General features: G+C 61.7%; 19 protein-coding genes. 4 read left to right on the top strand and 15 right to left on the bottom strand.

Going from position 1 to position 22,212, the window contains the following annotated elements:
- Window positions 1-3 precede the first annotated feature (3 nt).
- From NKH71_RS16685 to NKH71_RS16675, 3 genes are all read right to left on the bottom strand, one after another.
- Window positions 4-1,770: a hypothetical protein gene (locus NKH71_RS16685; RefSeq protein WP_352895182.1), complete on the bottom strand. Its 1,767-nt coding sequence runs from the start codon at window positions 1,768-1,770 to the stop codon at window positions 4-6.
- Window positions 1,771-2,092: 322 nt separating this feature from the next.
- Window positions 2,093-2,461 (bottom strand): hypothetical protein, encoded by a 369-nt coding sequence (locus NKH71_RS16680; RefSeq protein ID WP_156948050.1) that lies wholly within the window; start codon window positions 2,459-2,461, stop codon window positions 2,093-2,095.
- Window positions 2,462-3,000: 539 nt separating this feature from the next.
- Window positions 3,001-6,198 carry an AfsR/SARP family transcriptional regulator gene (locus NKH71_RS16675; protein ID WP_023718479.1) on the bottom strand — a complete coding sequence of 1,066 codons (3,198 nt, stop codon included), beginning with the start codon at window positions 6,196-6,198 and terminating at the stop codon, window positions 3,001-3,003.
- Window positions 6,199-6,312: 114 nt separating this feature from the next.
- Here NKH71_RS16675 and NKH71_RS16670 point away from each other — a divergent pair, with 114 nt between their 5' ends.
- The 4 genes from NKH71_RS16670 to NKH71_RS16655 all read left to right on the top strand — a co-directional run bounded on the left by NKH71_RS16670 (window position 6,313) and on the right by NKH71_RS16655 (window position 9,152).
- Window positions 6,313-6,633: a hypothetical protein gene (locus tag NKH71_RS16670; RefSeq protein WP_352895181.1), complete on the top strand. Its 321-nt coding sequence runs from the start codon at window positions 6,313-6,315 to the stop codon at window positions 6,631-6,633.
- A 140-nt stretch (window positions 6,634-6,773) separates the two neighbouring features.
- Window positions 6,774-7,106, top strand: coding sequence for a hypothetical protein (locus NKH71_RS16665; protein ID WP_023718481.1), 333 nt, complete (start codon window positions 6,774-6,776; stop codon window positions 7,104-7,106).
- A gap of 464 nt (window positions 7,107-7,570) precedes the next feature.
- A complete protein-coding gene (locus tag NKH71_RS16660; RefSeq protein WP_156948052.1) occupies window positions 7,571-8,137 on the top strand; it encodes a hypothetical protein in 567 nt (188 codons plus the stop codon).
- A 4-nt stretch (window positions 8,138-8,141) separates the two neighbouring features.
- Window positions 8,142-9,152, top strand: coding sequence for a hypothetical protein (locus tag NKH71_RS16655; RefSeq protein WP_352895180.1), 1,011 nt, complete (start codon window positions 8,142-8,144; stop codon window positions 9,150-9,152).
- A gap of 269 nt (window positions 9,153-9,421) precedes the next feature.
- On the opposite strand, the gene NKH71_RS16650 is transcribed toward NKH71_RS16655, so the two are convergent.
- From NKH71_RS16650 to NKH71_RS16595, 12 genes are all read right to left on the bottom strand, one after another.
- Entirely contained in the window at window positions 9,422-10,243 is an 822-nt protein-coding gene (locus NKH71_RS16650; RefSeq protein ID WP_023718484.1) for an IclR family transcriptional regulator, read from the bottom strand.
- A gap of 57 nt (window positions 10,244-10,300) precedes the next feature.
- Entirely contained in the window at window positions 10,301-11,500 is a 1,200-nt protein-coding gene (locus tag NKH71_RS16645) for an aminotransferase class V-fold PLP-dependent enzyme (RefSeq protein ID WP_023718485.1), read from the bottom strand.
- 28 nt (window positions 11,501-11,528) lie between these two features.
- On the bottom strand, window positions 11,529-12,020 hold the full coding sequence (locus NKH71_RS16640; RefSeq protein ID WP_023718486.1) for a RidA family protein: 492 nt from the start codon (window positions 12,018-12,020) through the stop codon (window positions 11,529-11,531).
- 13 nt (window positions 12,021-12,033) lie between these two features.
- Window positions 12,034-13,026 carry an ABC transporter ATP-binding protein gene (locus NKH71_RS16635; protein WP_352895179.1) on the bottom strand — a complete coding sequence of 331 codons (993 nt, stop codon included), beginning with the start codon at window positions 13,024-13,026 and terminating at the stop codon, window positions 12,034-12,036.
- The gene (locus NKH71_RS16630; RefSeq protein WP_352895178.1) at window positions 13,023-14,042 is read right to left on the bottom strand and encodes an ABC transporter ATP-binding protein; all 1,020 of its coding nucleotides are present in this window, start codon (window positions 14,040-14,042) and stop codon (window positions 13,023-13,025) included. Before NKH71_RS16630 ends, NKH71_RS16635 begins: the two co-directional genes overlap by 4 nt.
- On the bottom strand, window positions 14,039-15,262 hold the full coding sequence (locus tag NKH71_RS16625; RefSeq protein WP_023718489.1) for an amidohydrolase/deacetylase family metallohydrolase: 1,224 nt from the start codon (window positions 15,260-15,262) through the stop codon (window positions 14,039-14,041). Before NKH71_RS16625 ends, NKH71_RS16630 begins: the two co-directional genes overlap by 4 nt.
- Window positions 15,262-16,125 carry an ABC transporter permease gene (locus NKH71_RS16620; protein ID WP_023718490.1) on the bottom strand — a complete coding sequence of 288 codons (864 nt, stop codon included), beginning with the start codon at window positions 16,123-16,125 and terminating at the stop codon, window positions 15,262-15,264. Before NKH71_RS16620 ends, NKH71_RS16625 begins: the two co-directional genes overlap by 1 nt.
- Complete coding sequence (locus NKH71_RS16615; RefSeq protein WP_023718491.1) at window positions 16,125-17,066, bottom strand: ABC transporter permease; 942 nt, start codon at window positions 17,064-17,066, stop codon at window positions 16,125-16,127. The genes NKH71_RS16620 and NKH71_RS16615 overlap by 1 nt, the downstream gene beginning before the upstream one ends.
- Before the next feature lie 108 nt (window positions 17,067-17,174).
- Complete coding sequence (locus NKH71_RS16610; protein WP_352895177.1) at window positions 17,175-18,713, bottom strand: ABC transporter substrate-binding protein; 1,539 nt, start codon at window positions 18,711-18,713, stop codon at window positions 17,175-17,177.
- Between the two features lie 397 nt (window positions 18,714-19,110).
- A complete protein-coding gene (locus tag NKH71_RS16605) occupies window positions 19,111-20,400 on the bottom strand; it encodes an ABC transporter substrate-binding protein (protein WP_023718494.1) in 1,290 nt (429 codons plus the stop codon).
- A 28-nt stretch (window positions 20,401-20,428) separates the two neighbouring features.
- Window positions 20,429-21,265 carry a carbohydrate ABC transporter permease gene (locus NKH71_RS16600; protein ID WP_023718495.1) on the bottom strand — a complete coding sequence of 279 codons (837 nt, stop codon included), beginning with the start codon at window positions 21,263-21,265 and terminating at the stop codon, window positions 20,429-20,431.
- Window positions 21,255-22,202 (bottom strand): carbohydrate ABC transporter permease, encoded by a 948-nt coding sequence (locus tag NKH71_RS16595; RefSeq protein WP_023718496.1) that lies wholly within the window; start codon window positions 22,200-22,202, stop codon window positions 21,255-21,257. The genes NKH71_RS16600 and NKH71_RS16595 overlap by 11 nt, the downstream gene beginning before the upstream one ends.
- Window positions 22,203-22,212 lie beyond the last annotated feature (10 nt).

The raw sequence follows: 22,212 nt of genomic DNA, 5'->3' as shown, positions 1-22,212 counted from the left end.
ACCTCAGCCTTGCGGAGCAGCGGGCGCGTCAGCCGGTATCGCAGGCGCTCCGGCATTGGCGGCTGTCGCAGGGTTGGCCACGACTTCGGCGCTGAGTGCAGGGTCGTCCTTGCGCGGTGCGGCCGGCTGTATCTGGCCTACCCAGCCGACGATCTGCGAACCGAAAAGTTCAAGCGTTCCACCGTGTTCATTGCTGCTGAAGGAAAAACCCTGAGATGCATCGTGCTGGTTGCTGAATGCGCCGCTGCTGTCCGAATTGGAATGTTGGACCGATCCGCCGATACCGCACCAACCAACCTTGCCGCCATAGGAGGTGGAGCTGCTTTCCGTGTGTCCGCTAGCGCTGTCGACGGCGCTCTGGAATGCGCTGCCCATGCTGCCCCAGGAATTAGCGGTAATCTTCACGTTTCGAACAATCAGAAAACCCTTCGGGATCATCGGGAGCAGCTTGGGCACGTCGCCGATCTGACCTTCGATGGTCCCGTCGCTGATCGCATTCTTCTTCTGACCGGCGAGATACCAGCCGTCCATGTGGAAAAGGTCGCCAAGCAGCCATGGCCGTTCGATGCTGGCCATGAACCACTCGAATGTGACAGTTGCCGAAGAACTGCTGTCCTGATGCGACTGCCAGGAGGACTGGTCGGCATTCCAACCGTCGTTGTGGCTGGTCTCGCTGTGCGATGCATTGGCTGAGGCGCCGAAACCCAGAACGCTGTAGCCGACGCTGCCCGATGTTGATGACGACTCGTTGTTGTAGAAACTGTGTCCGAAGCTGTGTTGGCCGCCGCCACCGCTCGCCTGGTACTGTTTCGATGTGGCGGTGATTTTCATCACCCCGAAGTCATGGTTGGTGTGATCCCACCAGGAGACCGGATCGATATACGACCACGGCACCTTGATTGCCACGGCGCCACCGAGACCAACGCTATACTCGTCGTACATCTTGCGGGCCTTGGCAATCAGGGCGGCCGCGGCGCTGCCGCCGACGGACTGAAGGGTTGCAATCGCGTCGTCGATCTGTTGCCCGCCCATATCCTTGAAGTCGTTATAGGCTTGGTCGACGGCGTTCTGGTATCTGGCGCTGGTGACCGGCCATGCCTGTCCCTGGATAGGATCGGACATGGCTTGGGAGTAAGCGAGCGCGAACTCGCTGCGTGCATCTGCCAGCACCTTCTGGTTGTGTCTGTAGGCGGTGTGGCGCGGCGTATAGCCGGTAAAATTGCCGTCGGCATCCATCAGATACAATGTCTTCTGGGCATCGGCGATGCGTTTCTTGATATCGGTCGAGGGCTCAGGGATCGGTTCCGCCTGCATGCCGGCCAGGGCTGTGAAATACTCGATACTGACGGTTCGCTGGGGCCACGACACCGCAACCCCCTTGTCGGTGACCATCAACATGTCGTCAACCCGTTGAGCCGTGTTGAAGGCGCTGCTGATCGCCAATTGCAGCCTGGGATCTGGTGCCGGCATTGCCGCCAGCTGACCGGCCGGCGTCGCGGGCGTTCCGGCAGAAGGGGGAGCGGGTGGTGCTGAGAAAGCGCCCGTGGTGGAAACCGCGCCGTAGGCGCTGCCGCCGGCGGGCGTCCAGGGATTGGCATACATCTTCGGGTCGATCGGCTGGCCGACTGGAAGGTGCATGTAGACTGCCGAGCCAGACGGCGTGCCGTCGGGATTCACAAGCTGGGCCGCAACGGCGGTGTGTATCTGGTTCAGCGCGTCAAGCAGTGCTTGCGTGATGCCGCCGGTGACCTGAAGATCGTTACCAGGCATGAGAACTCTCCTTGTTTGTTGCGGCGTTGGACCATGGATCGTCACGCGGACGGGGAAAGACCAACGTCAGATTGCGGATGTGCAAGGCCCGCGCTCCGTCGATCCGGGAGCCCTGGCCCAAGAGCAAGTTACGTCTCGTTCAGACATCGGCCGAGCAGACAATCACCAGGTCAGGAATGCCCTTGCCGGGCCCAGCCGCCTCCTTGGCTGCCGAGCATCTCCCAGCCGAAGTCTGCGGCTGTGCCTTCCGGGCACGCGTCACTAGGGCGATGGCTTCCCGCGGACCTGTGCCTGTGACAAAACCCGTGAGTGTCTGAGCCGGCTAGGCATCGACAAGGTAATCGTGATACAGCGAGTGGATACTCCGGCCATTGTCGCGGGCCTGCAGAATTCTCTCCCATAGTCCGAGATGAACCTCGCCGGGAGCGCCTTGGTGGACCACTCCGTTGAGGAACCGGATATGCCGGCGAATGTTGTCGTCGAAAGAGAGGCCTGCCGTGCGAATGTCATCATCGCCAAGCCCCTCGTCGAAGCTTCCGCCTTGCAGCTCGTCCCTGACATGACCGGACACCGCTGACAGGAAGACTTCGAAGCTGACGCCTTCCGGCAGCCCGCCTGCGGTCTGCTGGACGTTGTAGAAGTCTCTGCTGATGTAGTCGTCCTGATTGTTCTCGTCGAGAACGTGGTTCATAATCTGCCAGGTCCGGTCGCCAGCTTCGTCGGCCGAACCCTCGAAAAGATTTAATATCCGGTATGCTCTATCCTGCCATGTAGACATGTTTTGATCCTCATCGGGCTGCTTGCATGCGCGGTTTCGCGAGCGGGGTAGCCCCTCGAGGGGCCGGACGAAGCGGTTGTTTGTTTTCGACGGATTGAGTTTCTCTGACCGCAGCTTACGGATGGCTTACAGATCGAAATTTTTTGGATTCATTCGCTCTGGAAGAAACCACACGCAAGTGGATTGCATCGAAAGCCCGGTTCCGCCGGTCTATCACCCGCTCGCAGCGCGAGTAGTCTTGAACGCCGCTGGGGACACGCAGGTACGCTGCCCAAGCGCAGAGTCTATCGCTCCGGTCTCTCAGTGTTTCCGATCCCGGATTGCTGGTTAGACAAAACCGCCCCGCACACGATCGACCTGGGATTGCCCGTGAAGTTATCGGGCCGTGCAAAGAAGAGGTTCGGAGCACGCTGGCAAGACGCAGCTCACGGATGGCTTACGGGTTTGGGCGTTCAAGATCTCAGATACGGACGCACCAGCGTGCGGATCACGTGTGAGGATTTGTATTCCCCGTTCGCTCCAACCGCCCTTTCGTAGCGCGAGAAGTCGTCTACAGCTGCGGCAGGATCACTGCTGGACAGACGTTCCCTGATGAGGGCTTGGTACACTCTTTCCGAATCTGGGTAGTACTCGAGTGCTCTCAGATAGGCTTCTCGCGCCCGGAAACCTTCTCCGGCATTCTCCCAATGTCTTCCGACGTTGATCGCCAGGTCGATATAGCCGTCCCGAACCTTGTCGGCCACCGGTATCGCCCAAGACGGAAGAGAACCCGGTGACAGTGGCGGGCCGGGGAATCTCGCCAGAAGCTGTTCCTTTTCGGGGGCTGTCGTATCCCCTTTCCTGGAAAGACCGCGGTTGAGACGGGCTTCCCAATCAGCAAGGTCGACCCACACCTTATCCGGGGGCAGACTGATCCGCCCCTCCCTCTGGACGATGAAGTCGCCCTTGCCGAGCGTCTTGCGCAGGCGGTGAAGGGCTTGCTCGCACGCCGGTTTGGCTTGATCCCCGTCGAGATCGGGCCAAAGCCAGTCATGAATGCTTTCGAGGGGACAGGTCTGGTCGCGCGCCAGGGCGAGAACCCGCAGGATATCGAGGGCACGCGTCGGCGATTTCGATCCGAGATCGAATTGAGTTCCGTCGAGCTCGATCCTGAAGCCGCCCAGTACAAAGATCTTCAGTGGCCATGGCCATTTAGCAGGCCGTCTCATTGGCGGGACGAGACGCCGCGTCTGAATGACCGAATGGCAGAGATCCGCTTCAATTCCGCGGTCAAGTGCATCCGCCAGCAGTTCGGCGAGGAGATCGGGCAGGTTGAGTAGGATTGCAGACGGGTTGACGGCCCTCAGGGCTGCCATGAACTCCGTCAGTTTCTCTTCATAAGCGGCTCCGCCCCTCCATTTCTCTTCAAAAGCGGCAGCGGCAAGAATGCAAATCTTCACCCGTTCCCGCGGGCCGCCGTCCAGCCGATCGACGACATCTGCCAACAGCGAGGCGGCCTCAGCCGGTCTTCTGTCGGCGAGAAGAACCTGGAATTTGGTGACATAATGCGGCCAGCGCTCGACCATCGGCTCGTTCGCCTCTTCGATCGCGGTCATGAACGTGTCGCAATCCCTGTAGGCTTCGACGAAGCTGCCTTGCCGCGCATGCATGGCGGCTCGGCAATCTGCGACTACGGCCACCTGAGTTGTGAAGCGGCTGTCCGCGATTTCGCCGAGCCTTGTCACGAGATCTGCGAAGCCGGCGAAATCATTGCGGAGCTTGAGCAGCAGCTGGAGATGGTAGAGACCGCTGAACTCGACGCTTTTCAGGGCTTCCCTCTCGCCCATCTCGATTGCCTTGCGAAGGGCGTCTTCGGCCGAGGCATATGGAAACCCGCGCCTCGAGAATGAAAAATACCTGCCGCTGGCGGCGCCGAAAGAGACCAACCACATGCCAAGCACCCAAGGCGTCACCTTCGGGTCGTTCAATTCGGAAGCGACGCTGTCGACCGCCTGTTCGAAGATGTCCTGCCGCCCTGACCAGACCGCATGATCAACAAGGGCTTCACTGGCAAGCAATCTCAGGTCAACCGGAACTTCACCAGTCGGATTCGACAGCTGTTGCAGGAGCTCGTCGGCGATCTTCACTCCTGCCTGTGCGGTCTCTTCGTCGGCCTCGCCGTAGTCAACCGCGCGCAACATGCCGACACCAACCAGCATCCGCTCTCTCGGGACAAGATCGGGTTGCCTCCCGCGAAGGATGGCGGCTGCCCTTCGCGTCCACCCGTCCAGGCCCCCGTGCGTCCGCCAGCTGCTTGTCTTTACGAGCACGGCGCGGATTACGGTCAGCCACTGCCCCCGCAAATCGCCGTCCTTCTCGAACGCCTCCCAAGCCCGTGAGAACCATCGCTCGGCTGCGGCGTCGTCAGGAACGTGAGCGGCCCCGATCCAGTGGAGAAGCCAGCCTTCCAGTTCTTCAGCAGGAAATCTGGTGCCCCATTCGATCAAGGTAGCCCTGCGGCCTTGGGACAGCATCGCCTCGGCGTGCTCGATGACCAACTCGCGGGCAAGCGGCCAGGCTTCTGCTTGGAGAGCCATCGATACGGCAGCGTCGACCAATCCTGCGTCGCGCAGGACCCGAGCTGCCCTTTCGCGCAAACTTGCCTGCTCTTCCGGCGGCAGCCGCGCTTCGAAGAGCCTGGACAGGTAGTCGCGCAGGAGGTCGTGGAACTGGAATCCTCCGCCTCTGAGGCCTGTTCGGGTGACCAACAGCTGCATTTGAAAGAGCCGCTCCAGCACCGGGCCGCCGACTCTGGGTCCGAGCAAGGCGTCGGCAAGACCGGAATTGATTTCGGGAAGCAGATTAAGCTTCAACAGGGTGTTCTGGTCGTCGCCTGGAACGTTCTGCAGGAACAGTCTGCCGACCACCTCCTGGAAATTTCCCTGCCCCAGAGGCATGGCGCTCATCAACTGTGGGGTACTTGATTTCTGGTTGGCGATCATGACCAGGCCGACCGCCCACCCCTTGGCGGCGGCGACCTCGATCCCCTTCTCATGGCCTGGTTCCCTGAGACCGACGAGGCAGCGTGCTTCGTCCTCCGAGAATTCCAGTGCCGTCTGGCCGATGACCGGCAGCTTGCCTGCGAGCGCGAGTTCGGCCACGCCCCCACCAGGCAGTGTACGCGATATGCAGATGCACCGGACCGTGTTGGGCAATTCCCGCAGCAGGACAGCCAGAATTTCGCGGAATTCTGGTGTATCGGCACGGTGAATATCGTCGAGGACGATGACCGTGTCCGGCACCATCTGCGCCAAGTAAGCGCGGAAGAACAGACGCGCGAATGCAGCAGCATCCTCCGCATATTCGGTTCCGAAAACAGGAAGGCTGAGTTCCCGCGCCCCAGGCGACATCGCCAGATAGTAGAACAGCCGGGCGATATCCTGGTCCTCGTCATCGACGCGATACCAGACATGCGGAGCCCGCTTTTCCTGGAGGTAATCGATGACTGCGGTGGTCTTCCCGTATCCGCCAGGGGCAGCAATCCAGCACATGCCGGATTCCAGGCACCTGTCGACCAGTGCAGCAATGCGCGGCCGCCGCGAGATTCCCGCGGGTCTTGGCATTGAAAGTTTTGCTATCGTGCCGCCGTGCACCGCCGCATCCAGATCCACCAGGCTGCACTCTTATAGCAGATGATGGGCCGGGTGCGCGTCATTTCAGCATGTAAGCCAAACGTAAGCGCGGCTCGGTCACTGTCGGCATCGTTCCAACTCATGGAGGAAACCATGCCGACCGCAACCGTTCAAACCATCTATTGTGTCCAGCCCGCCACCGGAACCGACTTCGCGGCCAACCAGGCGCTAGTCGACGCCATCATGGGCCTGACGCCGCAATTCATCCAGAACGACTTCGCCGGCAGCCTGCTGCTGCCGTTCGAGTATAGCCAGAATCTCTCTCTTTGGGATGAAGACGGCCCTCTTAATGGCAACGATCCACTCGGCTCCGTCACCATGGACAAGGAAGAACAAGGCATGGGTCCAATCGCCAAGATCGCCCGCTCAGCGATTGAGGGTTCGGCCTACTACGTCATTTACCGGATTGACTGACCGCGCGACAGGCATCGGGTGATGTCCACGGTCGCCGACAACACCTCAGCGAGCAGAAAGCAGCGGGCCGTGACCACCCCGTAAGCCATTCGTAAGCTCGGGCAGGTGAGCATTCCGTCTCGCAACAAGTTGATGGAGCAATGACCATGCGTCCCTACTCACTGAACATAAGCCGCATCAAATGTCATTCGACGAACGATTATACAGGTTCTGACGACCTTGTTGGAGTGATGGGTCCTGTTCGCTTCCCGATTGGATCCTTCACTCCGGGAAACGACTACAATCTCGACATCAAACAGATCGTTCCAGCCGGTGAATTCTACCTTAATATTATCGAGACCGACCTTTCAGGCGATGACGAGATAGGGATGATCGACCTGTCCGCGATCATGGATTTCCAAACCGTGAAAAACGTGCAGGGCGCGGATGCCAGTTACGACATCACCATCCTCGTCCAATCCGTATCAGACTAGCTCTAGCATGCGCGATCCGCACTCGAAGCAGGATCGCGCCTGCTCCGCCTTGGATGTCTGGTGCCTCCGGCGAGGGTGGCCTCTCCGCGCCAGGAACTGCTCCGAACTCAAGCTCGGCGAGCGATCCGGTTCCGATCGAGCTTCTTGACATGCATGGATCGGTTCCGGTCGGACCGTTCTTTGAAGACCTTGCAGAGAAGGTCATGGACATCAAAGACGTCTGGGAGCTGTTCCCGGGGCGGAGCGCCCGGCCCTGTAATTTTGGTTCCGAAACGGGAACTCGACAGATGGCTTGGGGTAGCGCCTCCCGACGACGCTTGAGCCTTCCTGCTAGGAATGTGGGGAGGACGCCGCCAACTAGCCCCTTAGACTGCACTCTGGCGGCCAGATAGAATCATGCAGATTATACTCTGCTGAACTGGCTTATTTAAGAGTAATGCCAATAGGCCCATCAGGAGATTGAAATGCTTACTCAAGTAACCGTACCTTACTCTCCCGGCTACGACTATGGAAAAGGTGTCGATCTTGCGACGGGTAGTCCGATGGGTCATGTCGTCGATGGCGCATTTTCCGGCGTCGACGATGCAATGGGGTCCATATCTTCATTCGACATACGCCGTATTCACACCACCGCCGAACTCGAAAAGTCGCTGAGCATCAATGTCGAAGCGAGCGGCGGGTGCGGGTGCTTCTCCGCGTCCGGAAGGTTTGACTTCGCCCAAAGTTCCAAGATCCAGAGCAGTTCCCTGTTCCTGCTCATCTCCGCCAAAGTAACGCTGCCCTTTCACGGCATCGACGAACCAAAGCTGAGCGGCTCGGCGGCGGCGATATCGAGCAATCCCGAGCTCTTCCAATCACGCTACGGGAACATGTTCGTGAACGGGGTAGGACGCGGCGGGATGTTCCTGGCCGTCCTGCAGATGGATACAGCCAGTTCCGAGGAGGCCCAAGCCGTTTCGATGGAGTTGTCGGGGTCCTACGGGCTGTTTTCTGCCGACGCCAAGATGAAAATGGCAGAGGCATTTCCATGAAGACGTGCGCACGACCGTCTACCACGAAGGCGGCCCGATCAATCTGATCATGGGGGACGTAACGGATCCCAGCCAGATGTATGGGCTTCTCCAGCAATGGCTGAACGCATTCCAGACCGATCCGAACGCCAATGCCGTTCCTTATTTCGTCACCCTAGCTCCAATCTCCATCGCAGATGGACCGATCCCGCCGAACGCAGCGCAGGTCCGGCAAGCCCAGGATGTTCTGGTTGAGTGCGCGAAGGAGCGCAGCAGCCGGCTAGACCAGATGAACCTGATGGACTTCATTACGCTCAATCCAGGCAAGTTCACCTTCACGGCACCGACAACCCTGCAGATGGTTCAGGAGGCATTCCGTGGTTTCCAAGTCGATATAGACATCATCGCGCAAGCCGCCGCCGCGGCGATCAACGATCCTAAAACAGCGTGCCTGCCGGTTGATTTCGCCGCGAAGCAGACGCCGGCCCGGCGTTTCCCGCAAGGGCTGACGCCCGATCCATTTCCGGAAGGCGCGAAGGGGCTGAAAAGCGTTTATGCAGACAAGGGAAAAATGATGGTCAGCCGCGACGCGTTGTTGAGCGGGATGCGAGAACTAGAGCCAGACGGCCCCGCCAAGACCGGGTTTGATATTGGCGTCGCGATGCCCGGAGCAGACACGCTATGGGGCCCGGGAAAGCAGCTTTTCATGGATGGCCTTGATGCTGACGAGCGCGTTGGCTGCGAGGATTCAGCGTTCTTCATTGTCGCCCGGAATGCGCAACTCGGCCTCGCGACCGTCGGCGCGAAGATCGCGGAGAAGACCTCGACGGATGCCTTTAAGGCTGCCCGCACTGCAGAGCCGCCCGGCATGTACACTCTGGGCTTCGACATCGCCTCGGGCCTCTTCGGCGACGCGAGGCTCGGCGCGCGCGGCCACACCGCACGGGGCCCCAGATCCCTGGGGATCAGGGCAGCCCTCGACCCGAGAGGTCAGCGCGGCTTTGATGCAGCGATGACGCTGTACTCGGTTGCCTGACGACGGGAGCGTCTGATCAACAGGCCAGAGAGCACATTCTCGTTTCACTGCTCAAGCCTGTCAGGCACCGAAAACCACCAGATCGGCCAGCTTGAAGATGCGAGCGCAGGCTTGATTGGAACGGCTGGAGACTCGGCGCCCGTCGGTTCAATGCGTCAAATTTTCGTCTGGACGGGCTGCTGAGCCCAATGGGATCATTTCTGGTCCGGTGAGCGGGATGTGCAGAAACGCACCATCCCGTGATTTTGCCAACTCGCGCCGGGCGTTCGTTATGGCCGGTCGGTTCGCCAACCGAGCCGCGACTCGATGCGGCGCGCACTGATCTTGACCATCGTAATCAAATCCGGGTTCTTTTGCTTCAGCTTCACATCCGGGACGACGATCGAGATCGTGGCACGGCAGGCTCCTTGGTTGTCACGGATGGGAGCCGCAATGCAGGCAACTGAAAAGTCAGATTCACCAGCCTGGATCGACAGGCCCTGCTCCAGTGCTGTGGCGGCCGCCCGAGCGAGCACATCCTCGTCCGTCTCGGCGCGTCCGGTCGGAGATGCGATCGCGGATCGAGCGAAAATGGCGCGGCGTTCGGCTTCCGGCAAATGGCCGACGAGCAGCCGACCCGACGCGGTCCAGTTCAGCGGCGTCCGGGTCCCGACGCGAGATGTAACCTGGAAATGATCTTTGCCCTCTTCCATCGCAAGCACGACCATATGGTCACCGTCACGGCCGCATAGCTGGATCGTCTCTTTCGAACTCTGAGCCAGTTCGTGCATCTCCTGCGTTGCCACGTTGAGCAGGTCCAATGTGCGAGCGTAGGTCAGGCCGTACTGATAGAGCCGCGGACCCAGCCAGAGCAGGCCGCCGTCCTTGCGGTCCAGCAGTTCCTTTTCGACCAGATCGTCGACGATGACGTAGATCGTCGACAGGGGGGCGCCGATGTCGTGCGCAATCTCATATGCAGTTGCTGGCCGCCCCTGCTTTTGCAGATAGTCGAGTATCTGCAGCGCACGGTCGATACCGCTGGTGCGCGAGCGGCGGGGTTCCCGCGGGTCTTCGGCGGGGTTCAGGTGCAGGTCGGGCGCTATCGTGGGCATGGCATTCTCGGTTTTGCGGGCACTGTAAGGCAGCCGGGGCATTTACCACAGCCAGCCTCAATCCGGCCAGTTGAGGATCGCAGCCTCGCGGGCCATGAGACGCTCGTTCCATGGTGTGGCGATGATCGCATTCGACTTGCGCGCGCCATCAAGCTCCTCGGCAAGCCGTGCCGCCACAATGAATTCTTCGTCGGGATGCAAATTGCATGGATCGAGGAAGAAATAGCCGTGCTCGACTTCATGATCGCGGACGACCACCGGCGGATTGCCAGCTGCCAGCCGGTCGGCCAGATCCCAGGCTGTAATGCGCGATTCGGCGGCATTCACCCACACCTTCAAGCGATCGAGCGGATTGCTGGTCGGGTCGGGTACGATAGCGGCGGTGACGCCAGGCCGCCCCTCGAGTGCTTGCGCCCAGCAGTCGAGCGCTCGGCGTTCGCGAGCGCGAATACCCTCATGGTCACGCGTTTTCCAGGCCTGGAGAGCAGCGAGCGCACCGACGATGCCTTCCTTGCCGACCTTCATGCCGCGCCCGATGCCCCGGTTCTGCAAGTAGACGTCGCGCACCCGCGCCTTCGTGCCTGCGACGATACCGGATGTCGGGCCGCCCAGGAATTTGTGACCCGAATACAGCACCAGATCGGCTCCGCTGGCGAGAAAGCCCGCCAGATCGTATTCGGACGCTGCGTCGACGATGACCGGGACCCCGCGTGCACGGGCGGTTTCGACGAACATCTTCAGCGGGATTTGCCCATACTCGACGACATGGTGCGACACGACGTAGATTGCTGCAGCAGTGCGCTCGGTGATAGCGCCTGAGAGCTGATACGCCGAGGCGCTGGTCGCCTGACCGACCGGCACGACCTTGGCGCCGGCGAGACGGATCGCCTGTTCGATCGGTGCGCCGTAGCTGACCATGTGGCCGGACTGGATGACGATCTCGTCTTTCAGTCCAGCGGTATCCGGCAGCCGTTCGATCGCGGCAAGGTCCGGGCCCGTCATGCTGGCCGCCACGGCCAGGCTGATTGCCGCGGAACAGGAGGCGGTGATGAAACCGGCCTCCGCGCCCGTCAATTCGGCGATCACGGCGCTGGCCTTGCGATGCAGATCGGCCATTTCGACAAACTCGGTGAGAATGCCGGACACAGCCTCGACAGCCGTGGGAACGACAATGGAGGCGCCGAGCGAGGTCATCGTGCCTGAGACGTTGATGACGGGCCTGAGGCCCAACTGGCTGCGGATATCTTCGACAGGCATGGTCTTGTGCTCCGACTATTCGATGCGACTAATCAACGGCGATGACGGCTTCAATTTCGACGCTGATCCCTCCCGGCAGTGATCCGTGACCGACCGCAGAGCGGGCATGGGTGCCGCGCTCGCCGAAAACGTCAATGAGCAGGTCCGAGCAGCCGTTGATCACTGCGGGGTGATCGGCGAAATCCGGCGTGGCGTTTACCATGCCGAACAGCTTTACCACACGTCGCACGCGGCACAGATCGCCGAGCGCTGCGTGCATGACGGCAATGAGGTTGACACCGGTCAGCCGCGCATGGGCATAGGCCTGATCCACGGTCACGTCGGCACCGACCTTGCCCGTATAGACCCGGCCGTCGGCCTCACTCGGCCCCTGGCCGGACAGGAACAGCAGCTTGCCCTCCTGCACGTGTGTGACAAAATTGGCGATCGGCGGCGGCGCCTCGGGCAGCGTTATTCCAAGCGCCAAAAGCCGGTCGTAGGGCGTGCTTTCCGGTCGCTTCATGAGCTCGGAAAAAGTCATACACAAACTCCAATCAGATCGTTTTTTGGTTGTGCCGGATGCAGGCCACGTGATGCCCGCCGCCGATATCGTCGACGGGCGGAATGATCCCGGCGCAGGCAGCAATTGCGTCCGGACAGCGGGTGCGGAAGACGCAGCCGGAAGGCGGGTCAATCGGGCTTGGAATGTCACCACGCAAGGCGACGTGAGTGCGTCGGCGGGTCGGGTCGGGCACGGGTGCTGTCGCCAGCAATGCCTTGGTGTATGGGTGCCGCGGCGCGGCGTAGAGAAGACGGCTCGGACCACGCTCCATGACGCGGCCGAGATACATCACCACCACTTCGTCGCAAAGGTATTCGACCACCGAGAGGTCATGCGCGATGAACAGCAGCGTCAGGCCGAGCCGCTTTTGCAACTCACCGAGCAAGTTGAGCACCTGCGCCTGCACCGACACGTCAAGCGCCGAGACCGGCTCGTCGGCGACGACGAATTCCGGCTCGACGGCGAGCGCGCGCGCAATGCCGATGCGCTGGCGCTGGCCGCCGGAGAATTCGTGCGGGTAGCGCGTGGCGTGATCAGGCGACAGGCCGACCAGGGTCAGCAGTTCGGCGACCCTGTCGGCACGTCGCTTGCCTCGCGGAAAGCCGCGCGCGTCGAGGGCCTCGCCGATGATGGCGGCGATGCGCATGCGCGGGTTGAGGCTGGAGAATGGATCCTGGAACACGATCTGCAGCTTTTGCCGGTAGCTGCGCATTTCACGTGCCGACAGCGAAAACAGATCGACGCCGTCGAACAGCGCTTTGCCTCTGGTCGGCTCCACCAGCCTGAGGATGGCGCGCCCGGCGGTGGTCTTGCCAGAGCCGGACTCGCCGACCAGCCCGACCGTCGAGCCGCGTCCGACATCGAAGCTGACATCCTCGACAGCATGAACGATGCGGCCATTGCGGGCGGGAAAGTGCTTTGTCAGACCCTGCACGCTGAGCAATGGCGCAGTCGCCGCACGACTTGGTATCACCCCGGCGCTCACAGCTCTGCACTCCTGATGCAACGGGAAGCGCCATGCGGCCCTGCCGGCATTAATGGCGGCGGTGCCGCGCGACAGGGCGCAATGGCGAAGTCACAGCGCGGCTCGAAGGCGCAACCCGGCGGCAATGCGGTGATCGGCGGCACGCTGCCGGGAATGGAATAGAGCGCCCGGCGCTTGCCGTCGTCACCGATGTCGCGCGCGGCATTGGGCGTACAGGCCAGCAGCCCCCTCGTGTAGGGATGGCGCTGGTGCGCAAACAGGTCGTTGACCGGTGCCTGCTCGACGACACGGCCGCCATACATGACGACGACATCATGGGCGATCTCGGCGACGACACCAAGATTGTGGGTGATGAAAAGGATCGACATGCCCATCTCGACCTGCAGGCGACGCAAGAGATCAAGGATCTGCGCCTGGATGGTGACGTCGAGGGCCGTAGTCGGCTCGTCGGCGATCAGCAGCGACGGACTGCAGGCGAGTGCCATGGCGATCATGACGCGCTGGCGCATGCCGCCGGACATCTGGTGCGGATAGTCGTCGAGCCGCGAGACGGCGTCCGGAATCTCGACATGCTTCAGCATGGCGAGCGCACGGCTGCGCGCTTGCTCCCGGGTCACCGGCTCGTGCAGCGCGATCATTTCGCCGATCTGATCGCCGACCGTTAAGAGCGGGTTGAGGCTGGTCATCGGCTCTTGGAAAATCATCGCGATTTCCCGACCGCGGACCTTGCGGAATTCCTTCTGGGTAAATCCGGCGAGGTCGTGGACACGCTCCTGCCGATCGCGGAACAATATCTGGCCGCCGGCGATCCTTCCGGGCCGTGACAGCAGGCCCATGATCGACAGGCTGGTCACCGACTTGCCGGAACCGGATTCTCCGACCACGGCCAGAGTCTTGCCGTGCTTCAGGTCGAAGGTGACGCCATCGACCGCCTTGGCGGTAAGACGGCGGGTCTGAAACCAGGTCCGCAAGTCCCGAACCGACAGGATGACGTCGCTGGCGATCGCGCCGCTCATGATTTCCACCCGCAATGCGGACAGACGTGCACACTGCCCGCAGAACCTTCCGGCGGCAGGTGGCGGTGGGCAATGATCGCCTCGGCACCGAGGATAGCGTGGCGAGGCTCGAACAGCCGGTGCAGCGTACTTGTCGCCCCTTGCGAATCCTTCACGGTGAGCTCGGCGTCGGCGAGGTCGAACAAAGTGAATTCTGCCGGCCTGCCCTTTTCCAGCAGTCCGTCGGCGGGCAACCGGATGGCGCGGCGCGGCGCCGTCGTCGAGGCCGTCACCACATCGTCGAATGCCATGCCGAGCGACAACAGCTTCGACATGGTGGTTGCCATATCCCACACCGCGCCGTCGAGCGAGCGGTTGTGCAGATCGGTCGAGATCGTCTTCGGCGGCAGACCGCGCTCGAGCGCCGCCTTGGCGACATCGAAGGAGAACGAGGCGCCGCCGTGGCCGACATCAAGCACAATGCCGCGCTGCGCCGCATCCTCGGCGAGCCGATAAAGATCGTCGTCCTCGATGATCGAGCCGCCGGCCTTGCCATTGAAGCAATGAGTGACGATGTCGCCTTCGCTCAGCAGGCCGAGAACATCGTCATAGAGTGGCGGCGGCTCACCAACGTGCACCATCAGCGGCAGCTTGAGGATGCGGCTGAGCTTCTTCGCCAGCCGGACCGGCGTCAGGTCCCAGCCGCCGGTAATGACGTGGCTGGCACGCACCTTCAGTCCGACGATGACGTCGCGGTTGGCCTCGACGGTTGCAATGGTGCGGTCGATGTCGATCGAGCGCATGTCGGTCAGCTCGCTGACACGGTTGCAGGCGACGAGACCGATCGAACCTATGTTCAGGAACGCGTATATATTCTCTCGCGCCGGCTCTATAATGAACTCGCGAAAGCCGTGGAAATTGGCTTCGCCGGCTGAGCCGGCATCGACCATCGTGGTGACGCCTCGGGCGGCGCCACATTGCTGCGGCCGCAGCGAAATGTCGGTGCCGCCGTACCAGACATGCACGTGAAGATCGGTCCAGCCGGGCGACAGGAACGCGCCATTGGCGTCAAGCATCGTCACATCCTCGCCGGCGGCAATGGTCGAACCGGTTTCGGCGATACGGCCATCCTTGCCGATCAGCACGTCGATCGTCTGGCCAAACTCGCCGCCGAAGCCGACTGGTTTTGCGCCCCGGATCAACAGCGGCCTTTCGGTTTGGGAAGAGCGATTGCTGAACATCAGATGTCCTTTGCGAGACGAGGGTCGAGAAGATCGCGCAAGCCGTCGCCGACGAGCTGCAGCGACAGCACGGTGATGACGATGGCGCCGCCCGGAAACATCATGATCCAGCCGGCCTGATCCATGTATTGACGGCCGGTGGCGATCATTGTGCCCCAGGTCGGGATGTCGGGCGATATGCCAACGCCGAGGAAGGACAGACCGGCCTCGGCCAGGATGGCGTTGGCGAAGATGAAGGTTGCCTGCACCAGCAATGGAGAGGTGACGTTGCGCAGTACGTGCCGCACCAGGATAATCGGCGTCGGCACGCCGAGTGCGCGGGCCGCCTCGACATAGGGCAGTTCGCGAATGACCAGCGTCGAGGCGCGCACGACGCGTGCGAGCCGCGGCGCATAAACCACGCCGAGGGCGACCACGACATTGACGGCGGTGGCGCCAAGTGCCGCCACGAGTGCAATTGCGAGCAATATGTCGGGAAAAGCCATCATGGCGTCGATCAACCGCGACACCGGCGCGTCGAGCCTTCTGAAGAAGCCGGAAGTCAGTCCCAAAACGACACCGATGATCGAGGCGAAGATCACGACAGCAAAGCCGACCGCCAGCGAAGTGCGCGCGGCGTAGAGCGTGCGGGTAAAGATATCGCGCCCGAGATCGTCGGTGCCGAACAGGTGGTCGAGGCTCGGCGGATGCAGCCGACTGGCAATGGAGAGCTTAGTCGGTGCGTAGGGGGCGATGACCGGCGCGAGGATCGCGGCGAGCACGATGGCGATCAGTACGGCGATGCCCACCGCCGCCGTCGGCCGCGTCATCAGCCGCGAAAGCATATTTGGCTCCGCCTGGAGCGGCACCGAGATAGCGGCCATCAGTAGCGAACCCTCGGATCGACAGCCAGATAGAGCATGTCGATGGCGAAATTGACCAGGACGTACAGCCCGGCAATGACCAGCAGCGCGCCTTGGATAACCGGATAGTCGCGCCGTAACACCGCCGAGACGACCAAGCTGCCGACGCCGGGCAGGCCGAACACCGTCTCGGTCACCACCGCACCGGAAATGAGCAGTGCCGCGGTCAGGCCGATGACGGTGAGGATGGGGATCAAGGCATTTCTGAAGGCATGCTTCAGCACCACACGCCATTCGCTCATGCCTTTGGATCGGGCGGTCCGCACATAGTCGTCATTGAGCACGTCGAGCATCGAGGCACGCGTGAAGCGGGTGATCAGTGCCGAGCTTATGAGACCGAGCGCCAGCGCCGGCAGCACCAGATGGTCAAGCCGGTCGGCAAACGAAGCTCCCGGCCCGCCATAGCCAGATGTGTCGAACCAGCCGAGCTTCACGGCGAAGAACTGAATGAACACAAGGCCGAGCCAGAAGCTCGGCACGCTGGCTGCGAACATGGCAATGGTGGTTGCTGCCTGGTCGAAGATAGAGCCGCGCTTATAGGCCGACAGGATTCCGACCGGCAGCGCGATGAGCGTTGCGATTACCAGGGAGAAGACGGTGAGAAAAAACGTCGGTTCGGCGCGTTGGGCGAGCGCGGTCGTGACCGGCTCGCCGAGGAAGATCGACTGGCCGAAGTCGCCTTGGACGACATCGAGAACGTAGCGCCCGAACTGTTCGAGGATGGAACCGTCGAGCCCGAGCTTGGACCGCAGCGCGGTTATATCGGCGGCGGTGGCGTCTGGACCCAGCATAACTGCCGCCGGATCGCCGGGCGTCACCCGTACGATGACGAACACGATGGTGACGACCAGCGCCATGACGACGATCATGCCGAGAAGTCTGTTGAGGATTGAGTGCAGCATCGGCGTTATAGCATCCCTGAGCAACCATCGAACGGTTTGCTGGGCGCCGGCTTTGTCGGCCGGCACCCGGTCGCCTGTCGTTGAGTGGAGGCGGAAAGCAGGACCGTCTCAGTTGCCTTCCAGATAAGCGTTCCAGAAATAGGGCCATGGCGCCGGCGTCACGGCTTTCAGCTTGGGGGCCTGGGCGGCCAAGGCGTTGAAGTCGCCGACCTTGAACGCTGGAACCTCGTCGTAGATCGCCTTCTGGACATCTGCGAACAGCGCGACGCGCTTGGCCGGATCGGCTTCGGCGTTGAACGCCTCAAGCACCTGGTGCTTGCGATCCGAAACCCACCAACCCGGAGAGGAGTCCGACATTATGCCGGTCAGCGACGGCTCGGGCAGGAACGGACTGTGGCTAATGTAGATGTCCCACAGCGCCGGGTCGGTGCGGTTCTTGGTCAGCGTCGCCCATTCGACCACGTCGAGCTGGACCTGGAAGCCGGCGGCTTTCAGATACTCGGCCGCGACCTGCGCCAGCTTGTAGTGGAACTCGTATTGGCGGCTGGTGAGGATGCGCAAAGGCTTGCCGTCATAGCCGGCTTCCTTCAGCAGCGCCGCAGCCGCCTCAGTGTCGCCATCGGGCTTGTAGGGCTCGGTGCCGGCGTCCGTGTGCCAGGCAAAGCCTTGCGGATACATGTCGCCGTCGGCTGCGAAGAACTCCTTCGATCCGAATGCGGCGAGCAGCATGTCGTTCGGCGCCAGCGCTGCTTGTATCGCCTTGCGGATGCGAATGTCGGAATTCAGCCCCTGCTTGGTATTGAGGACGAATACCGGCCAACCGAACGGCTTCAAGATGACCGGCTGGGTCTTGCCACCCGAGATCTTGTCAAAGGACTCGACCGGCAGCGAGTCAACATAGGCGAACTGGCCGGAGACAGCGCCTTCGACGCGCGTGTTCGCATCGGGAACCGGCACGAAACGGATTTCGTCGAGATACTGTTTTCTGGCGCCACCATAGCCGTTGGGTTCGCCGTCGCGCGACTTGTAGCCGTCGAACCGGGCAAGCTGGATGTACTGGTCCGGCTTGCGTTCCTTCAACATATAGGGGCCGGTACCGACGAAGCTGGTCAGCGGCTCCTGTCCCACGTTTTCGGACGGGATGATGATTGCGGCCGCATTGTTGAGTGAGAGCAGCGACAGAAGTGGCGCGAACGGCTTTTTCAGGGTGAGCTTGACGGTGTGGTCGTCAACGGCGTCGACCGTGGCGATGACTTCGGCTGCCTGCTTGCCGCGCGTGGCAATCTTCATCCAACGCTGCAGCGAAGCGACCACGTCGGCCGAATTCATATCGCTGCCGTCGTGGAACTTAACGCCGGTTCTGAGCGCGATGGTGTAGGTACGGCCATCCGGTGAAATCTGTGGCATTTCGGCGGCCAACAGCGGCGTGATGCCCCAGTCCTTGTCGAAGGTATAGAGCGTCTCGTAGATGTGCTGCGTGACAATGCCAACCAGATCGGCGGTCGAGGCCATCGGATCCAGTGTCGGCGGCTCCCCAATGGTCGCCACATCAATCACTCCACCTCTAGCGGGCTCGGCCCAGGCAGCGCCTGTCGCCGGCAGCATAAGCGCGGCGAGTGAAGCGACGATTTGCAAGAAACGCTTCATCTTGGTTCCCTTCGCTCTGTTCCATAGTAATGGAATTTATATCCTAGTTACGGACGAAGTAAACGCATCCGAATATGATGTCGTCAAGCTTTTTTCGCCCAGAGGACGTCGCGCGGCTGGAGTCGCTGATGATCCTCGTGCGCCAAGGCGTGGCCTCGCCGTAAGGCCTGCATCACGCGATCGCCCAGGCGCCTAGGCCGCGTGGTGGGATATCGGTGGCGGCGCGCTGAACCTGCTGTCTGCCGCCAGCGCACTGCTAAGCAGTCCTGAGCTCGCGCGATCGAACTCAGGTCCATGGAACACCGCCTCACCCGACGACGACTTTACGACCGCGCTGATCCTCGCCGGTTGGTCGCCTGGCAAGTAGCAGGCGACATGGCCACGTCAGTCCATACGATCAAGCTGGCATTAGCGGCTTGACGCGATCGACAATGGCGGCGACCGCTTCCTTCGGGCTCTTGCGACCGAGGACGGCGAGCTGAACCTCCTCGAGAAACGTCGACTGAGCGCGAGCGGCTTCGGGAAAAGCCGGAAAGGCCGGTCGCGCCTTGGCAAGGGCGGCTGCCTCGACCGTCGCCTGTGGCAGCGCCCCGGCGAACGACGGCTCGGCATAGGTCGAAGCGCGGACGGGGCCATTGCCGTTGCGCGCCATGTCGAGTGTGGCGGCCTTGCTCGCTACGAAGCGGATGTAGCTCCAGGAGAGCCTCTTGTCCGCCGAATTGGCGGGAATGGCCATTGCCCAGGATTCGACGACTGGGTGCATTTCCTGACCGGTGCCGAGGGTCTTGGAGCCGGGAAACTCGATCGGCTTGATCTTTCCCGGCGCAGTCGACTGTTCCTTGCTGTTGAGCTGCGCGTAGCGGGCGAAAGGCAGCACCGCGAAGGCAGCGCGTCCCTGCTGCATCCACGTCGCCATGTCGTCGTTGCGCGTTGTGGCGTAGCTGCGGGGAAGCGCCCCGGCCTTGAAGAGGTCGGCGAGCACGGACAGGCCCTTTTCCATCGCCTCCGGATCGGGAACCACCTTGAACTGCTTGTCGATGAAATCACCGCCGAACGCGCGGGCGAACATGACCGGGAAGACGGCGAGGTCGCTCGCAAGGATCATGCCGACGGCCGGCGTACCAGACTTGGAGGTGAAGGTCAGCTTCTTCGCCTGCTCGACCAGCTCCTCCAATGTGTTCGGTGGCGCCGAAATGCCGGCCTCCTGAAGCAGCTCCTCGTTGTAGAAAAGCCCCTGCGTGGCATGGCGCACGGGGATGCCGACGAGCTTGCCGCCGACGGTCATCGATTGGCGCAGGCCCTCGGCGATATCGTCGAAATCGTCGATCGGCTCGGCTTTCTTGAGGTCGTCGAGCGGCTCGAACAGCGAGGCGATCTGCGACGTCATGCGGTTGTCGATGACATAGCCGACGTTGAAATCGGTCTCGCTCAGGCTCGCCTCCCGGAATAACCGGTCCTGGAGCGGATTGCTGTCAAGCGTAGTCCAGGAGATCTGGGCGTTGTTCTTGTCCTCCCAGGGCTTGATGACATTGCCGGCGGCGCCGGTCGTCAGGTTGGCTTGGTGGACGCGATGGCAAAGCACGTTCAGCGTCTTTACCTGGGCATGGGCCAACCGACCCAATGCGCCCGTCGCGCCGGCGGCCATCGCGGTCGTCAGCAGGGCTCTGCGTGTCATGTGCAAAGGCATTGTCTTCCTCCCTTTCTCGGTGACGTCGTCACCCCTTGGTCGCGCCGGCGGTCAATCCGGCGACCAGAAACCGGTTCATCAGGACCACGAAGACGAGAACCGGCAGCAATTGGACGGTAGAGGCCGCAAAGAGCACGCCCCAGTCGACGCCGTCGATCGAACTGATCATCTCCGAAAGGACCAGAGGCGCGGTCTTGGCGTGGTTGGCGGTGAAGATATAGGCGAACAGAAACTCGTTCCACGCGAAGACGACTACGAAGACGGCGACGGCGAGCATGCCGGGCGCTACGAGCGGCAAGATGATCTTGACAAGGATCGTCAGCGGCCGCGCGCCATCGAGGACAGCCGCCTCGTCGAGTTCGCGCGGTACCTGATCGATGAACGTGCGCATCAAGAGCGTGCCGAGCGAGACAAAGAACGTCGCGTAGAGCAGGATCAGCACCAGATGGGTGTCGTTGAGCCCGAGCCGATTGACGACCGGGAACAGTGGCAGCGTCACGACGATCGGCGGGATCAGCCGCGATCCGATCAGAAACATCACCGATCCTTCCAGGAAACGGACGCCCCGATAGCGTGAGTAGGCAAAACCGGCGAGCATACTTGCCATGACGGCAAGCGCCGTCGCCCCGGTGGTGATGATCAGGCTGTTGACGAGCCCGTCGAAAAAGGCCGGCCAGCGCTGCCACAGCGAGGCGTAGTGCTCCAAGGTCGGTTCGAAGAAGAGCTCCGGTGGAACCGCGAAAATCTCGCGACCGGGTTTGAACGACGAGAGCACGATGAAGCCGATCGGAAACAGTGACCAGACGACGATTGCCGCAACAGCGAGCATCTTTCCGGCACCGATGGCGAGACGCCTAGAACGCATTGGCCAGGGATTCCTTGCGCAGCCGCCATACATAGCCAGTCGCAAGCAGCAGCGAGATGACGACCATCATCCACGCCGTCGCGGCCGCCGTGCCGAACGAGTTGTAGCGGAAGCCTTCCTGATAAAGATAAACGGAAACGACCTCGGTCGTGCGTGCCGGGCCGCCCTGGGTCAGGAGCCAGACCTCGGAAAAGAGGCGGAAGGCGAAGATGTAGCGGAAGAGCAGCGCGATGAGCATCGCTGGCGCCAGGAGCGGCAGCGTGATGTTGCGGAAGAGCTGGAACGCATTGGCCCCGTCGGTGCGCCCAGCCTCGTAGAGCTCCTTCGGAACCGCGAGTCGTGCCGCATAGAGGATGATGAATGTGAATGGCAGGTGCAGCCAGATCGTGAGCAGGCCGACGAGGACGAGGCCGTGGGAAGGGATGAACGTCCAGTCGAGCGTCGGCAGACCGGTGTATCGCAGCATTAGCGTGATTGGGCCGACGTCCGGATCGAACAGGAAGCGCCACATTGCGACCGCCGTCACCTCGCTGATGGCGTAGGGAGCGAGCACCACGACGAGCATGACGCGCTGGAGGGGAAGCCCGGAAGCGAAAAGCAGGGCCAGGCCAAGGCCGAGCAGCAGTTCGATGTGAACCGCCACGGCGACGACGAGGACGGTGTTCCAGACCGAACACCAAAAATAGGGATCGGTGAGGACGCGGATGTAGTTATCGAACCCAACGAAGGTTGCCGATTGGCCGAATGACGAGGCTTCGAAACTCAGCCACAGGACGAAGATGGCGGGGAGCACGATGATCCCAAGCACCAGGAGGTGTACGGGCGTCGCATAGAGGTAGGCAGGCGAAAACGCGAAGCGCCGCCTCTTGGTCTCGCCAGCCGCTTCCGCCGTCCCCTCCCCCCTGTGGCCGACGGATGCCTCGGAACCAAATGCCATTGCTCCTCCC

Source organism: Mesorhizobium sp. M0983, from assembly GCF_040318975.1.
Taxonomy (GTDB): domain Bacteria; phylum Pseudomonadota; class Alphaproteobacteria; order Rhizobiales; family Rhizobiaceae; genus Mesorhizobium.
This window is presented reverse-complemented; position numbering and strand designations above follow the sequence as displayed.

Excerpts from the sequence above, each read along its gene's own strand:
- NKH71_RS16685 (WP_352895182.1), bottom strand. The coding sequence starts at position 1,770 with ATGCCTGGTAACGATCTTCAGGTCACCGGCGGCATCACGCAAGCACTG.
- NKH71_RS16680 (WP_156948050.1), bottom strand. The coding sequence starts at position 2,461 with ATGAACCACGTTCTCGACGAGAACAATCAGGACGACTACATCAGCAGA.
- NKH71_RS16670 (WP_352895181.1), top strand. The coding sequence starts at position 6,313 with ATGCCGACCGCAACCGTTCAAACCATCTATTGTGTCCAGCCCGCCACC.
- NKH71_RS16665 (WP_023718481.1), top strand. The coding sequence starts at position 6,774 with ATGACCATGCGTCCCTACTCACTGAACATAAGCCGCATCAAATGTCAT.
- NKH71_RS16660 (WP_156948052.1), top strand. The coding sequence starts at position 7,571 with ATGCTTACTCAAGTAACCGTACCTTACTCTCCCGGCTACGACTATGGA.
- NKH71_RS16650 (WP_023718484.1), bottom strand. The coding sequence starts at position 10,243 with ATGCCCACGATAGCGCCCGACCTGCACCTGAACCCCGCCGAAGACCCG.
- NKH71_RS16645 (WP_023718485.1), bottom strand. The coding sequence starts at position 11,500 with ATGCCTGTCGAAGATATCCGCAGCCAGTTGGGCCTCAGGCCCGTCATC.
- NKH71_RS16640 (WP_023718486.1), bottom strand. The coding sequence starts at position 12,020 with ATGACTTTTTCCGAGCTCATGAAGCGACCGGAAAGCACGCCCTACGAC.
- NKH71_RS16630 (WP_352895178.1), bottom strand. The coding sequence starts at position 14,042 with ATGAGCGGCGCGATCGCCAGCGACGTCATCCTGTCGGTTCGGGACTTG.
- NKH71_RS16625 (WP_023718489.1), bottom strand. The coding sequence starts at position 15,262 with ATGTTCAGCAATCGCTCTTCCCAAACCGAAAGGCCGCTGTTGATCCGG.
- NKH71_RS16620 (WP_023718490.1), bottom strand. The coding sequence starts at position 16,125 with ATGGCCGCTATCTCGGTGCCGCTCCAGGCGGAGCCAAATATGCTTTCG.
- NKH71_RS16615 (WP_023718491.1), bottom strand. The coding sequence starts at position 17,066 with ATGCTGCACTCAATCCTCAACAGACTTCTCGGCATGATCGTCGTCATG.
- NKH71_RS16610 (WP_352895177.1), bottom strand. The coding sequence starts at position 18,713 with ATGAAGCGTTTCTTGCAAATCGTCGCTTCACTCGCCGCGCTTATGCTG.
- NKH71_RS16605 (WP_023718494.1), bottom strand. The coding sequence starts at position 20,400 with ATGCCTTTGCACATGACACGCAGAGCCCTGCTGACGACCGCGATGGCC.
- NKH71_RS16600 (WP_023718495.1), bottom strand. The coding sequence starts at position 21,265 with ATGCGTTCTAGGCGTCTCGCCATCGGTGCCGGAAAGATGCTCGCTGTT.
- NKH71_RS16595 (WP_023718496.1), bottom strand. The coding sequence starts at position 22,202 with ATGGCATTTGGTTCCGAGGCATCCGTCGGCCACAGGGGGGAGGGGACG.